A 14890-nucleotide genomic window follows, 5' to 3' on the forward strand; every position below is an offset into this window, starting at 1 on the left:
CATGCTGGGCGGGGACAGCGACCGCGCGGGAGGCGCGCGGGGCACATCGCGCCGCCCCCGTGCGCCCGCTACTTTCTGTACGTTGCCTCGTGACCACCCCACGCCGAACCAGGAGCCCGGCCTCGTGAGCCCCCTGAGCAGCAACGCACCGCACGGCCGGCCGCCGCTGCGCACCGTGCAGGTGCTGGGCGGGGGCAATGCCGGCGGGAGCGCGCATGTGCGCTCCCTGACCGCGGGTCTGGTCGCCCGGGGCGTGCGGGTCACGGTGTGCGCCCCCGTCGAGGCCGACCGCGCCTACGACTTCGCCGGGACCGGCGCCGGCCACATCCATGTGCCGCGCAGCAGCGACCCCGCCTCGGTGGCCGCGCTCCGGGCGGCCTGCGCGGACGCCGACGTGGTGCACGCGCACGGTCTGCACGCCTCCTTCCGGGCAGTGCTCGCGCTCGGCGGGCGCACCACCCCGCTGGTCGTCACCTGGCACAACCGGACGTACGCCGAGGGCGCGCGGGCCCATCTGCTGCGCCTGCTGGAGCGGCGCGTGGCCCGCTCCGCGACCGTGGTCCTCGGCACCAGCCCGGACCTGGTCGACCGCGCCCGCAGGACCGGCGCCCGGGACGCCCGGCTCGCCGCCGTGACCCTGCCCGGGCGCGCCCGCCCCGCGCCCGCACCCGGCGACCCCGACCGGCTGCGGCCCAAGGCCCGCGCCGAACTCGGCGCCACCGGCCGCCCGTTGCTCCTCGCCGCCGGACCCCTCGACCGGCATCGCGGCCATGAGACCCTGCTGGACGCGGCCCGCGCCTGGCGGGACCTGGACCCCGCGCCGCTGGTCGTCATCGCGGGGGAGGGCCCGCTGCGACCGCTGCTCCAGCGGCGCATCGAGGCCGAGCGGCTCCCGGTACGGCTGCTCGGCCACCGTGAGGACCTGCCCGAACTCCTCGGCGCCGCCGATCTGGCCCTGCTGACCAGCCGCTGGGAGTCCCGCTCCGCCCTCGCCCAGGAGGCCCTGTACACGGGCGTCCCGCTGGTCGCCACCCGGGTCGGCGGCATCCCCGACCTGGTGGGCGACGCCGCCGAACTCGTGCCGTACGGCGATCCGTCGGCCCTCGCCATCGCCGTCGTACGGCTGCTCGCCGACCCGGCACGGCGCGAGCTGCTGCGCGAGAAGGGCGCGCGACAGGCGGCCGGCTGGCCGAGCGAGGACGAGACGGTCGCCCAAGTCCTCAGCGTCTACGACGAGTTGACCAAGCCCCTCATTCTCTGAGGCGGCTAGGGCGCGTGCCGCCGGGCGCGCAGCGCGAGGCTCAGTGCCAGGACGGTCTGCGGGTCGTCGAGGTCGGTGCCCAGCAACTCGCCGATGCGGGCGAGACGGTTGTACAGCGTCTGCCGGTTCAGATGGAGTTCGCGGGCGGTCTCCGCCTTGCGGCCCGCGTGCGCGAGATATGTCTCCAGGGTGGGCAGCAGCGGCGGCTTGGACCGCCGGTCGTGATCGCGCAGCGGGCCGATCGCCCGGTCCACGAAGGCCGCGAGGTCCGGATGGTCCCGCAGCCGCCACAGCAGCAGGTCGATGTCGAGGCGGCGGGCGTCGTACCAGGGCCGGTCGGTCAGGCCCTGCGCGGCCGTCGCCGTCTCCGCCGCGTGCCGCAGCCCCGCCGAGGCCGCCGCCCAGCCGCCCGCCATGCCGACGACCACCACCGGCGGGGGAGCGCCGGGCCGCCGCATCCCGGCGCGCTCGACCCCGGCCCGCAGCGCCGCCGCCACCCGGTCCGCGACCGCCGCGCGCTCCGACTCCGAGCGCAGCCCGAGCAGCACCAGCACCCGGCCCTCCACCGGCCGTACGCCCAGCAGCACCGGTACGCCCACCGCGGCCAGCTCCTCGGAGACCGCGCGGGCGAGCACCGCCCAGCCTCCTCCGGCGGGGGAGAGGGGGTCGCCGACCCGCATCACCACCGGAAGCAGCGGACTGCCGCCGGGCTTGAAGCCCAGCACCCGGGCCTGGGCGGGCGCGTCCTCCGCAAAGACCCGGCCCTCGGCGAGATCGGTGAGGAAGTCACCGCGCCCGCGCGCCGCCAGCTCCTCCTCCTGCCGGGCCTGCATCAGCACCACGGCGAGGATGCCGGCGGCCCGCTCCGCGGCGATCCGGTGCACCGCGGACAGCGGCGAGCGCACCGGCAGCAGCACCAGGCGGGCGCGCACGGAACCACTCGTACCAGGACCGCCGCCGGGGACGTCCACCAGCACCGAACCGGCGGGCGGCGGCGGAGTGTCCTTGTGCGGGCCGCGCAGTCCCTCCCACACCTGGAGCGGGTCCGCGCCCTCGGGCCCCTCACCGGCCGCGTACAGCAGCCGGCCGTCGGCGGTCTCCAGGAACACCGGGTTGCCGCTGAACCCGGCCAGGATGCTCAGCACCTGCGGTACCCCGCCCCCGCCCAGCAGCGCCTCGGTGCAGCGCCGGTGCACCTCCTCGGCCCGCTGGAGCAGCGCGTAGTGGCCGTTGACGATCTCGGTGTGGATCTCCTCGGTGACCGCCACGAACGGCACCTCGCGATGCAGCTGCACCAGCGGCAGATTGGCCGCGCGCGCGGTGTCCACCAGCGCGGCCGGCAGCCGGCTGAAGCGCGGGCCCAGCTCCACCACCAGCGCGGCGATCCCGCGCTCGGCCAGCGTGCGCACGAACGCCCGCTGCTCGGCCGGCCGGGTGCCCAGGCCGTAGCCCGTGGTGAGCAGCAGCTCGCCGCCCTTGAGCAGCGAGGCGATGTTCGGCACCTCGCCCGCGTGCACCCAGCGCACGGTACGGCTGAGCCGGTCCGCGCCCGCGATGATCTCCGGCAGCCCGCTGCGCAGTCCGGGCAGCTCCAGGGCCCGCTGAACGGTGATGCCCGCGCCGTGGGTGTCGGGTCTGCTGTCCGTACCGCTGTCCATGAAGCGGACGCTACCTGCGAAAACGCCTCAGGAACATCTCCGTGTGCGGCCGAGTGCTACACCGGCCTGATGTTGTGGTTGAACCGGAAGACGTTGTCGGGGTCGTAGCGCCGCTTCACCTTCTCCAGGCGCAGCGTGTTGCCCGCGCCGAGGCCCGCCCGGACCCGCTCGGGGCCCTCGTCGCCGATGAAGTTCAGGCAGACGTCCCCGGTGCTCCAGGGCCGGACGGCGGCCCGCACCTCGCGCACCCAGCCGATGCACCGCTCGTCGTCAGCCGGGTCCGCCCAGCTGCCGGCCGGGTGCACGGCCCAGGGCGCGTCCCGGTACGGCACCGGAAAGGTGCCCGGACCGGACGCGAGCGCCCCGCCCTGGGGGAGCAGCGCGTGCCGGGAGAGGGTCGGGGCCGGCAGGCGGTCGCCGAGGGCGCAGTAGGCGTCCACCGCGTCGTCCGGCAACGAGCCGAGGCACTCCGCCGACCAGTGGTTCCGCAGCCCGGCCGGGGTGTCCAGCAGGCACTGCGCCTCGGCGTACGGCAGCGCGCCCAGGACCCGGGCCTCGTGCGGCACCGCCAGCAGCGGGCCGGCGAGTCCCCGCAGCTCCTCCTCGCCGCCCGCGTAGGTCAGCAGGGCCAGGCACAGCCGTCGGCCCACCAGCCGCGGCGGTACGAAGTCCGCGGGAGGGCCGGTGAGGTACAGCACCGCCCCGCCGAGCGCGTCGGGTCCGGTGCGCAGGATCTCCCGGAAGGCGCGCACCATCGGGGGACCGTACTTCGGCAGGAAGAGCAGCAACGCAACGCAGAACAGCGGGAGTTCGTGCAGCTCCAGGGTGAGCGCGGTGGCGATGCCGAAGTTGCCGCCCCCGCCGTGCAGCGCCCAGAACAGCTCCGGGTTCTCATCGGCGCTCGCATGTGTCCGCTCGGCGTCCGCGGTCACCAGTTCCACCCCGAGGAGATTGTCCACGGCCGCCCCGAACGCGCGGTCCAGCCAGCCGGTGCCACCGCCGAGGACGAACCCGCCGACCCCCGTGCCGGAGTCCCGGGCCCCGGTCGTCGCCAGTGCGTACGGCTGGGTCGCCCGGTCCAGCTCGCTCATCGTGGCCCCGCCCTCGACGCGCACCGCCTGTGCCACCGGGTCGACCGTGACCCCGCGCATCCGGCGCAGATCCACCACGAGCGCGTTGTCACCGAGCGCGGCGCCCGCCACACCGTGCCCGCCCCCGCGCACCGCGACCGGCAGATCCAGCTCCCGTGCGAAGCGCACCGCGCGGACGACATCGGCGGCGCCCGCGCATCGCGCGATCACGGCCGGGCGCCGGTCGATCATCCCGTTGAAGACGGCACGGGCGGCGTCGTAGCCGACGTCCTCCGGGGCGAGGACGTCGCCGGTGAGATCCCCGCGGAGGGCGGACAGGGCGGCACGGGCCTTGGAGCGGGACGCCATGGCAGCGCGGCCCCCTTTCGAAAAGGGGGATTCATGCGCTTTCAGCCTAGGGCGGCTAACCCCCGTACGCCCCCGACGCTGTCAGCCGCAGTGCCGTGTCGATCAGCGGCACATGGCTGAACGCCTGCGGGAAGTTGCCCACCTGGCGTTGCAGACGCGGGTCCCACTCCTCGGCGAGCAGCCCGAGGTCGTTGCGCAGCGCGAGCAGCTTCTCGAACAGCTTGCGGGCCTCGTCGACGCGGCCGATCATCGCGAGGTCGTCGGCCATCCAGAACGAGCACGCGAGGAACGCGCCCTCGTCGCCCGGCAGACCGTCGACGCCCTCGGACTGACCCTCCGTGGGGTAGCGCAGGATGAAGCCGTCGGAGGTGGACAGCTCGCGCTGGATCGCCTCGATGGTGCCGATCACCCGCTTGTCGTCCGGCGGCAGGAAGCCCATCTGCGGGATCAGCAGCAGGGAGGCGTCCAGCTCCTGGGAGCCGTAGGACTGGGTGAAGGTGTTGCGCTCCTTGTCGTAGCCCTTCTCGCACACGTCCCGGTGGATGTCGTCGCGCAGTTCGCGCCAGCGCTCCAGCGGGCCGTCCGCGTCCCCGGACTCGATCAGCTTGATGGTGCGGTCCACCGCGACCCAGGCCATCACCTTGGAGTGCACGAAGTGCCGGCGCGGGCCGCGCACCTCCCAGATGCCCTCGTCCGGCTCCTGCCAGTGGTCCTCCAGGTAGCGGATCAGCTTCAGCTGGAGCAGGGACGCGTAGTCGTTGCGGGCGAGGCCGGTCATATGGGCCAGGTGCAGGGCCTCGGTGACCTCGCCGTACACGTCCAGCTGGAGCTGGTGGGCCGCGCCGTTGCCGACCCGGACCGGGGCCGAGTCCTCGTAGCCGGGCAGCCAGTCCAGCTCGGCCTCGCCCAGCTCGCGCTCACCGGCGATGCCGTACATGATCTGGAGGTTCTCCGGGTCGCCCGCGACCGCGCGCAGCAGCCACTCGCGCCAGGCGCGGGCCTCCTCGCGGTAGCCGGTGCGCAGCAGCGAGGACAGGGTGATCGCGGCGTCGCGCAGCCAGGTGTAGCGGTAGTCCCAGTTGCGCACGCCCCCGATGTCCTCGGGCAGGGAGGTGGTGGGGGCCGCGACGATGCCGCCGGTGGGCGCGTACGTCAGCGCCTTCAGGGTGATCAGCGAGCGGACCACGGCCTCGCGGTACGGCCCGTGGTACGTGCACTGCTCGACCCACTCGCGCCAGAAGCTCTCCGTCGCCTCCAGCGACTGCTCGGGCTCCGGCAGGGCGGGCGGCCGCTTGTGCGAGGGCTCCCAGGAGATCGTGAACGCGATCCGGTCACCGGGGGCGACCGTGAAGTCGGAGTAGGTCGTCAGGGACTTCCCGTAGGTCTCGGCCTCGGTGTCGAACCACACCGAGTCGGGCCCGGCGACGGCGACCGTGCGGCCCTCGTGCTTGTGCACCCAGGGCACGACCCGGCCGTAGGAGAAACGCATCCGCAGCGCCGAGCGCATCGGCACCCGGCCGGTGACGCCCTCCACGATCCGGATCAGCTGGGGCGCGCCGTCACGCGGGGGCATGAAATCGGTCACGCGGACCGTGCCGCGCGGGGTGTCCCACTCCGACTCCAGGATCAGCGAGTCGCCCCGGTAGCTCCGGCGGGCGGCCGTGGGCGGCTGGGCGTCGGCCGCGTGCGCCGGGCCGAGCCGCCAGAAGCCGTGCTCCTCGGTGCCCAGCAGGCCGGCGAAGATGGCATGCGAGTCGAAGCGGGGCAGGCACAGCCAGTCCACCGTGCCGTCCCGGCAGACCAGTGCGGCGGTCTGCATGTCTCCGATGAGTGCGTAGTCTTCGATGCGCCCGGCCACGTGCAACTCCAGTCGAACGGCCACGTCACACCCCCGCGCGAGGGGGCTGTCGCTAGTGCGGTCAAGGGTTCGTTGTTGTGCGTCGTTGAGCGGTGAAGCAAAGCAGTCCGCCGCGCCCTGAGGCAAAACGACAGTCTTTGCTCAACGAACTGCCGCGCTCTCGTTGTTCCGGGGGATCCAGGCGGGGGTGTGCCGTCGTCCGGCCGGGCCCGGCAGGGAATGTCCGAGCAGGATACGACGCACCCACAGGATCCGCGTGCCGCTCCGGGCAACCCGTGTGAGCCGAACGAGTGACCCCCCGGTGATGATCGTGTGTGCCCACCGGGACTGTGCTTATGCCTGGGACGCCTGGGGGAGCTGTGACGTCGCACCTCCCCGGTACCAGCCGGTGCGGGGCCCGCCGTGCGCGTCCCCGTGCGGAAGGTGGCCGAAAGTCGACGCATCCGTGTACGGAGCGTGGCCGGAAGCCATCGCCTCCGGGCGCTGATACCCTGGTAGCCCGTGGACCGGTGGGCCCAAAACCCCCGAACCGCAGCGACGGCACCCTCGGAGCGATCCGGGACGTACAGCCGCACCGCACGACAGCCAGCGACCACGGGAGCCCCCTCTTGGCCATGCCGCCCAAATCCACGACGACCAAGCACATCTTCGTCACCGGGGGTGTCGCCTCCTCGCTCGGCAAGGGCCTCACCGCCTCCAGCCTGGGCATGCTGCTCAAGGCTCGCGGACTGCGCGTCGTGATGCAGAAGCTCGACCCGTACCTGAACGTCGACCCGGGCACGATGAACCCCTTCCAGCACGGTGAGGTGTTCGTCACCAACGACGGCGCCGAGACCGACCTGGACATTGGCCACTACGAGCGCTTCCTCGACCGCGACCTCGACGGCTCGGCCAACGTCACCACCGGCCAGGTCTACTCGACGGTGATCGCCAAGGAGCGCCGCGGCGAGTACCTCGGCGACACCGTGCAGGTCATCCCGCACATCACCAACGAGATCAAGCACCGCATCCGGCGCATGGCCACCGACGCGGTGGACGTCGTCATCACCGAGGTCGGCGGCACCGTCGGCGACATCGAGTCGCTGCCGTTCCTGGAGACCGTCCGCCAGGTCCGCCACGAGGTGGGCCGGGACAACGTCTTCGTGGTGCACATCTCCCTGCTGCCCTACATCGGCCCGTCCGGCGAGCTGAAGACCAAGCCGACCCAGCACTCGGTCGCCGCCCTGCGCAACATCGGTATCCAGCCGGACGCCATCGTGCTGCGCTGCGACCGCGAGGTCCCCACCGCCATCAAGCGCAAGATCTCGCTGATGTGCGACGTCGACGAGGCCGCGGTCGTCGCCTGCCCGGACGCCCGTTCGATCTACGACATCCCGAAGGTCGTGCACACCGAGGGCCTGGACGCCTACGTCGTGCGCAAGCTGGACCTGCCCTTCCGGGACGTGGACTGGACGACCTGGGACGACCTGCTGGACCGCGTCCACAACCCCGACCACGAGGTCACCCTCGCCCTGGTCGGCAAGTACATCGACCTGCCCGACGCCTATCTGTCGGTCACCGAGGCGCTGCGCGCCGGCGGCTTCGCCAACCGCGCCCGCGTCAAGATCAAGTGGGTCACCTCCGACGACTGCAAGACCCCGGCCGGCGCCAAGGCGCAGCTCGCCGGCGTCGACGGCATCTGCATCCCGGGCGGCTTCGGCGACCGCGGTGTGCTCGGCAAGGTCGGCGCGATCCGCTACGCCCGCGAGAACAAGATCCCGCTGCTCGGCCTCTGCCTGGGCCTGCAGTGCATCGTGATCGAGGCCGCGCGCAACCTGGCCGAGATCGCCGACGCCAACTCCACCGAGTTCGACCCGGCCACCGCCCACCCGGTCATCTCCACCATGGCCGAGCAGCTGGACATCGTGGCCGGCGAGGGCGACATGGGCGGCACCATGCGCCTGGGCATGTACCCGGCCAAGCTGGCCGAGGGCTCCATCGTGCGCGAGGTGTACGAGGGCAAGGAGTACGTCGAGGAGCGCCACCGCCACCGCTACGAGGTGAACAACGCCTACCGCGCGGAGCTGGAGAAGAAGGCGGGCATCCTGTTCTCCGGCACCTCCCCGGACGGCAAGCTCGTGGAGTACGTCGAGTACCCGCGTGAGGTGCACCCCTACCTGGTCGCCACCCAGGCGCACCCGGAGCTGCGCTCCCGTCCGACCCGCCCGCACCCGCTCTTCGCCGGTCTGGTGAAGGCGGCCGTCGAGCGGAAGATCGCCGAGTAACCCAGGCGCTGTACGGTGGCCGGGGCGCGCGCATCCGAACGGAGCGCGCCCCGGCCATCTGCGCACATGGGGAAGGACAGGGCATGACGACGATCAAGGACACCCCCGAGGAGTGGGAGATCCGGGCGACGGACACCCCCTTCGTCGGCAACAAGACCTCGGTGCGCACCGACGACGTGGTCATGCCCGACGGCTCGGTGGTCCACCGCGACTACCAGGTCCACCCGGGCTCGGTCGCCGTCCTCGCGCTCGACGAGCAGGACCGGGTGCTGCTGATCAACCAGTACCGCCACCCGGTGCGGCACAAGCTGTGGGAGATCCCGGCCGGACTGCTCGACGTGCCCGGCGAGAACCCGCTGCACGCGGCCCAGCGCGAGCTGTACGAGGAGGCGCACGTCAAGGCCGAGGACTGGCGGGTGCTGACCGACGTCTACACCACCCCCGGCGGCTGCGACGAGGCCGTACGGATCTTCCTCGCCCGCGGGGTGTCCGAGGCCGAGGGCGAGCGCTTCGCGGTGGAGCACGAGGAGACCGACATGGCGTACGCCCGGGTGCCGGTCGACGAGCTGGTGCGCCGGATCCTCGCCGGTGATGTGCACAACAACTGCCTGGTCGTCGGGGTCCTCTCGCTGGTGGCCGCGCGCGGCGGGGACGGCCTGGACGCGCTGCGCCCGGCGGACGCGGAGTGGCCGGCCCGGCCCTTCACGTCCTGACCGCCCGGTCCCTCACGTCCTGAGCACCCGGCCCCTCATGACCCGACCGCCCCGCCCCCCACGTGCTGACCGCCGTCGCCCGGACCCCGTTCCCGGGGCCCCGCACGCATTGGTGTGACCATCGCCTGATCCGATCGGGCGATGTCCCCGCCGTCCCCGTCGTGCTCCGAGCGGAACGTCGCAGAGAGTGAACTAGGCTCTTGAACGCCCGTACCGGAAGATCCGGCGGGCTTGCGCGTGCGGTGTGGGACGGGAGTGTGGCCCGTGACGGATCAGGCGGTGGACACAGGCGATGCGCGGCTGTCCGCGCCCTCGGCCGACGGGGACCAATTCCTGGGCCGCGCACGGGAGTTGAAGGAGTTGCGCGCCGACATCGAGCGCGCGGGCCTGGACACCCTGGCCGGCCGCAAGGCCCCCCGCGCACGGGTGCTGCTGATCGCGGGCCGCCCCGGATCCGGGCGCACCACCCTTGCCGAGGAACTCGTCCGGCAGGTCGCCCACCGTTACCCCGACGGGGTGCTGCGCGCCCGGCTCGCCGAGCCCGACGGCACCCCCCTGCCGGTCGAGCGGGCCGCCCGCGAACTGCTCGGCGCGCTGCGCGTGCCCGCCCCGGCCGGTGCCGCCGAGGACGACCTCTCCGCGGCCCTGCGCACCGCCCTCGCCGACCGCAGAAAGCTCCTCCTCCTGGACGACGCGGCCGGTGCCGAACAGGTCGACGCCCTGCTCCCGGACGCCCCGGACTGCCTGGTGGTGGCCGTCTCCAAGGGCCCGCTCACCGGCATCGCGGACGTCCGCCCCTGCACCCTGGGCGGCCTGGACACCAAGTCCGCCCTCGAACTGCTCACCCGCCACACCGGCTCGGTCCGCATCACCGTGGACCCGCGCTCCGCCGAGAGCCTGGTGGAGGCGTGCCAGGGCCACCCGGCCACGCTGGTGCTGGCCGGCGGCTGGCTCGCCGCCCGCCCCAAGGCGTCCGTCGCCGACCTCGCCAAGCGGATGCACACCTGCCCGCAGGACGGCGCGGAGGAGGCGGACGCGAGCCCGCTGGCCCGGATCTTCCGGCTGATCCACGAGGAACTGCCCGGCCCCGCCGCCCGGATACTGCGCCTGCTGAGCCTCGCCCCGGCCGGTCCGGTCGACGACCACACCGCCTCCGCGCTGGCCGGCTGCTCCGTCGAGGCCGCCCGCGCCACCCTGGACGACTTCGTCGCCCTCGGTCTGCTGCGCCCGGTCGACTCGCCGCTCGCCGAGTACGACATCCCGGGCTGGCTGCACCCGCTGCTGCGCTCTCTCGCCGAGGCCCAGGAGCGCCCGGGGGAGCTCCAGCTGGCCCGCGCGCGGATGCTGGAGCGGACCGTACGGCTGCTGCACTCCTGCCGGGCCATCACCGAGACGGACAGCGACCGGTCCCGGGAGAAGGTCCAGGGCCTGCCCCGGCCGCTGCGCTTCGCCGACCCGCGCGCCGCCGCCGACTGGCTGCGCGTCCGCAAGCCCGCGCTGCTGGCCTCCGCCCGGCTCGCGGTGGCCGACGGAGAGCTGGACACCCTGGCCAGACGGCTACTGTCGCAGCTGGTCAGGGCGCTGGCCGCGCATGTCGGCACCCAGGCGGCCGCCGTCGATCTGTACGGCGTGCACGGCCTCGTCCTCGATGTCGCCGAGCGGCGCGGACTGCCCCGGGAGCGGGCGGCGGCGCTGCTCAACCTGGGCGATCTGGACGCCCAGACCGGCCGCACCCAGGGCGCGCTGGCCCGCTACCGGGCCGCGCTGGACGCCGGACGCGAGGCGAACGACCCGTACGCGACCGGCCGCGCGATGGAATCCGTAGGCGGTGCCCATCTGGAGCTGGGCGACTACGACCGGGCCGCCGACTGGTTCGGGCGCGCGCTGGCCGACCGGCTGGCCCGCGGCGAGCGCGCCGAGGCCGCGCGGCTCTACGGCCGGATCGCCACCGCCCACACCTACGCGGGCCGTTACGGCGAGGCGCTGCGCAACTGGCGGGCGGCCTGCGCGGCCTACCGCAAGGGCGGCGATGTCGCCGCTCTGGCACGGGCGTTGAGCGAGACCGCCCGGGTCCAGGAGTACGCGGGCCGCCCCCAGGAATCGCTGCGCACCTGCCAGGAGGCGGTGGAGTGGGCGCGGCGGGCGGACGACGTCCGGCTCCAGGCCGCCTTGCAGCTGCGTCTCGCGGACACCCTGGAGCGCCTCGGCGACCCGACGGCGGCCCGGTTGCACCGGGCCACGGCCGGGCGTCTCCTGGGCGAGGAGGCACCGGAGCGGCCGTCACAGCAGGCCACAAGCCCGGAACCGGACGCGAACGCCTGCGAAATCCGCAGTGCATCCAATGAAGATTGATGCAATGAAAGGCTAGACAGGCGGAACACCTTCATTAAACTGGCTCTGCCGCATGTTCCTGCGGTGTCTCCCGGTATGCCTAGGCATGTCTGGGTACATCCGTAATGCACCCCCCAAACCCTCTGAGCCAAGGACCGTGATCGACGTGAAGGTCGGCATCCCCCGCGAGGTCAAGAACAACGAGTTCCGGGTGGCCATCACCCCCGCCGGCGTGCACGAGCTGGCGCGCAACGGCCACCAGGTCGTCATCGAGCGGGGCGCCGGCCTCGGCTCCTCGATCACGGACGCCGAGTACGTGGCCGCCGGTGGCCAGATCCTGGACACCGCCGACGAGGTCTGGGCCGCCGCCGACCTGCTGCTCAAGGTCAAGGAGCCGATCGCGGAGGAGTACCACCGCCTTCGCAAGGACCAGATCCTCTTCACCTACCTGCACCTGGCCGCCTCCAAGGAGTGCACGGACGCGCTCATCGAGTCCGGCACCACCGCCATCGCCTACGAGACGGTCGAGCTGCCGAACCGCGCGCTCCCGCTGCTCGCCCCGATGTCCGAGGTCGCGGGCCGCCTCGCCCCGCAGGTCGGCGCCTACCACCTGATGCGCGCCAACGGCGGCCGCGGTGTGCTGCCCGGCGGTGTCCCGGGTGTGACCCCGGCCAAGGCCGTGGTCATCGGCGGCGGTGTCTCCGGCTGGAACGCCACCCAGGTCGCCGTCGGCATGGGCTTCGACGTGACCCTGCTCGACCGCGACATCAACAAGCTGCGCGAGGCCGACAAGATCTTCGGTACGAAGGTCAAGGCGATCATGTCCAACGCCTTCGAGCTGGAGAAGGCCGTCCTGGAGGCCGACCTGGTCATCGGCGCGGTGCTGATCCCGGGCGCCAAGGCCCCCAAGCTCGTCACCAACGAGCTGGTCGCCCGCATGAAGCCCGGAAGTGTCCTTGTCGACATCGCGATCGACCAGGGCGGCTGCTTCGAGGACTCCCGTCCCACCACGCACGCCGAGCCGACCTTCCAGGTCCACAACTCGGTCTTCTACTGCGTCGCCAACATGCCGGGCGGTGTGCCGAACACCTCCACCAACGCGCTCACCAACGCGACGCTGCCGTACATCGTCTCCCTCGCCAACAACGGCTGGGTCGAGGCGCTGCGCCGCGACGCCGCCCTCGCCCGGGGTCTCAACACCCATGACGGCAAGGTCGTTTACAAGGAGGTCGCCGAGGCCCACGGCCTGGAGCACATCGAGCTGGCCGCGCTGCTCGGCTGACCCTCGCGACCCGGCGCACGACCTGGTGAGTCGCTCAGTCGCCCACCGGTAAAAGGCGATTCGTCAACACGTCTCGTCAACCGCCCACGCCCGGCCGGACCTTGCCCGACAAGGTCCGGCCGGATGTGTGTATGGTCACTTTGCGACGCTCGGTCAACTCGCCTCGAACGTAACCGTTCAACCGATTCGCACCCCGGTGAAACCTGCTGTGCGACGGCCGTACGCCCTTGACAGCGACATGTTTCATTGCCGACACATCCTGCCGGGTCCGGCGGATTGTGTTGCTGCGGACCGCCGACACGCCATAGAGTCGCCAACCGTCGGCATGGTGCCACGCTGACCTTGTCTAGAAGTTTCCTGGTCACCAAGGAGGTAAGACGACTTGTGAATGAGTCGACATTTTCTCCCGGGGGTGGTCAACCAGGAATGCCCGCAGGGGGCCAGGGGCCCGCGGGATTCGAGGCTGTCGGCTCCGTAGCTGTGCGCACCTTCGCAGCCCACCAGAGTCTGGGAACTCAGATGCCCCGGACAGCACACCAGAGCATGGATGGCCATCACGTGAACGCCATGGCCGGCGACGGAAGTGGCGCGCCCCACAACCAACTCGCCGACTACGACGACCTGCCCGAGGGGCACTTCTACGACCCCGACGCCGAGTACGAGCCCGATCCGGAGTACGCGGCCACGCTCGCGCCCGACGCGGCCCGCCAGCGCCGTGAGCGCGTCGGTCCCACCGGTCGCCCGCTGCCGTACTTCCCGATCCCGGGCCCGCTGACCGACCACGGCCCCGCGAAGATCATCGCGATGTGCAACCAGAAGGGCGGCGTCGGCAAGACGACGTCGACCATCAACCTGGGTGCCGCGCTCGCGGAGTACGGCCGGCGGGTACTGCTCGTGGACTTCGACCCGCAGGGCGCGCTGTCGGTGGGTCTCGGCGTCAACCCCATGGAACTCGACCTCACGGTCTACAACCTGCTCATGGAGCGGGGCATGTCCGCGGACGAGGTCCTGCTGAAGACCGCGGTCCCCAACATGGACCTGCTGCCCTCCAACATCGACCTGTCGGCCGCCGAGGTCCAGCTGGTCTCCGAGGTCGCGCGCGAGTCCACGCTCCAGCGGGCGCTCAAGCCGCTGCTGCCCGACTACGACTACATCGTGATCGACTGCCAGCCCTCGCTGGGCCTGCTCACGGTGAACGCGCTGACCGCCGCGCACAAGGTGATCGTGCCGCTGGAGTGCGAGTTCTTCGCGCTGCGCGGTGTGGCCCTGCTGACCGAGACCATCGAGAAGGTCCAGGAACGGCTCAACCCCGACCTGGAGCTGGACGGCATCCTCGCCACCATGTACGACTCGCGCACGGTCCACAGCCGCGAGGTCCTGGCCCGGGTGGTCGAGGCCTTCGACGACCACGTCTACCACACGGTCATCGGGCGTACGGTCCGCTTCCCGGAGACCACGGTCGCCGGTGAGCCGATCACCACGTACGCCTCCAACTCCGTCGGTGCCGCCGCCTATCGCCAGCTCGCCAGGGAGGTGCTCGCCCGGTGTCACGCCGAGTGAGTCTGCCGGGGGCCGACGAACTCTTCCGTACGACAGGGGGGACGGCGCTCCAGCCGTCGACACCCCGGCGCGCCGCGGGCGGTGACGCCCGGGTGCCGGCACCCGCGCAGGACAGCGACGACGTGGCCGCCGCCGAGGACGCGCCGCAGGCCGTGCCCGTGCGGAACGGGGACGGCGAGGGCGCCGAGCACGTGGCGGCGGAGGCCGAACCTGCCGACGCCGAGTCCCGCGCCCGGCGCCGGGGGCCCGCGCCGGACGGTTCCGCCGCCGAAGGGCGCAAGCGGGGCCGGGCGGCGAACCGGCGGCCCAGCGGGCGCGAGCGGCACGACGAGAAGATCACGGTGTACGTCTCCGCCGAGGAGCTGATGGACCTGGAGCACGCCCGGCTGGTGCTCCGGGGCGAGCACGGGCTCGCGGTGGACCGCGGGCGCATCGTGCGCGAGGCGGTGGCCGTGGTGCTGGCCGACCTGGAGTCCCGCGGGGACGCGAGCATCCTCGTACGGCGGCTGCGGGGGCGTTAGCGG

10 protein-coding genes are annotated in these 14890 nt (G+C 72.6%); 7 read left to right on the top strand and 3 right to left on the bottom strand.

Features of this window, described 5'->3' with window-relative positions:
* Positions 1-124 precede the first annotated feature (124 nt).
* On the top strand, positions 125-1261 hold the full coding sequence (locus tag AB0N90_RS32165; RefSeq protein WP_365202524.1) for a glycosyltransferase family 4 protein: 1137 nt from the start codon (positions 125-127) through the stop codon (positions 1259-1261).
* A gap of 5 nt (positions 1262-1266) precedes the next feature.
* On the opposite strand, the gene AB0N90_RS32170 is transcribed toward AB0N90_RS32165, so the two are convergent.
* Genes AB0N90_RS32170 through AB0N90_RS32180 form a run of 3 tightly spaced genes read right to left on the bottom strand, consistent with a single transcriptional unit; the run spans position 1267 to position 6216 of the window.
* Positions 1267-2919, bottom strand: a complete 1653-nt coding sequence (locus tag AB0N90_RS32170; RefSeq protein ID WP_365202526.1) for a PucR family transcriptional regulator — start codon at positions 2917-2919, stop codon at positions 1267-1269.
* A gap of 56 nt (positions 2920-2975) precedes the next feature.
* Positions 2976-4358, bottom strand: coding sequence for an FAD-binding oxidoreductase (locus AB0N90_RS32175; RefSeq protein WP_365202527.1), 1383 nt, complete (start codon positions 4356-4358; stop codon positions 2976-2978).
* Positions 4359-4413: 55 nt separating this feature from the next.
* Positions 4414-6216, bottom strand: coding sequence for a glycoside hydrolase family 15 protein (locus AB0N90_RS32180; protein WP_365202653.1), 1803 nt, complete (start codon positions 6214-6216; stop codon positions 4414-4416).
* A gap of 614 nt (positions 6217-6830) precedes the next feature.
* Here AB0N90_RS32180 and AB0N90_RS32185 point away from each other — a divergent pair.
* From AB0N90_RS32185 to AB0N90_RS32210, 6 genes are all read left to right on the top strand, one after another.
* On the top strand, positions 6831-8480 hold the full coding sequence (locus tag AB0N90_RS32185; RefSeq protein WP_361681456.1) for a CTP synthase: 1650 nt from the start codon (positions 6831-6833) through the stop codon (positions 8478-8480).
* Positions 8481-8563: 83 nt separating this feature from the next.
* Positions 8564-9193, top strand: coding sequence for an NUDIX hydrolase (locus AB0N90_RS32190; RefSeq protein ID WP_128789427.1), 630 nt, complete (start codon positions 8564-8566; stop codon positions 9191-9193).
* A 264-nt stretch (positions 9194-9457) separates the two neighbouring features.
* On the top strand, positions 9458-11545 hold the full coding sequence (locus tag AB0N90_RS32195) for a tetratricopeptide repeat protein (RefSeq protein ID WP_361681452.1): 2088 nt from the start codon (positions 9458-9460) through the stop codon (positions 11543-11545).
* A 136-nt stretch (positions 11546-11681) separates the two neighbouring features.
* A complete protein-coding gene (gene ald / locus AB0N90_RS32200) occupies positions 11682-12806 on the top strand; it encodes an alanine dehydrogenase (RefSeq protein ID WP_361681449.1) in 1125 nt (374 codons plus the stop codon).
* Positions 12807-13232: 426 nt separating this feature from the next.
* Entirely contained in the window at positions 13233-14366 is a 1134-nt protein-coding gene (locus AB0N90_RS32205; RefSeq protein WP_361681446.1) for a ParA family protein, read from the top strand.
* On the top strand, positions 14351-14887 hold the full coding sequence (locus AB0N90_RS32210) for a hypothetical protein (protein ID WP_361681443.1): 537 nt from the start codon (positions 14351-14353) through the stop codon (positions 14885-14887). Before AB0N90_RS32205 ends, AB0N90_RS32210 begins: the two co-directional genes overlap by 16 nt.
* The last annotated feature ends 3 nt before the right edge of the window (positions 14888-14890 follow it).

The sequence above is a fragment of the Streptomyces sp. NPDC093018 genome, from assembly GCF_040684035.1.
Classification (GTDB): domain Bacteria; phylum Actinomycetota; class Actinomycetes; order Streptomycetales; family Streptomycetaceae; genus Streptomyces; species Streptomyces murinus.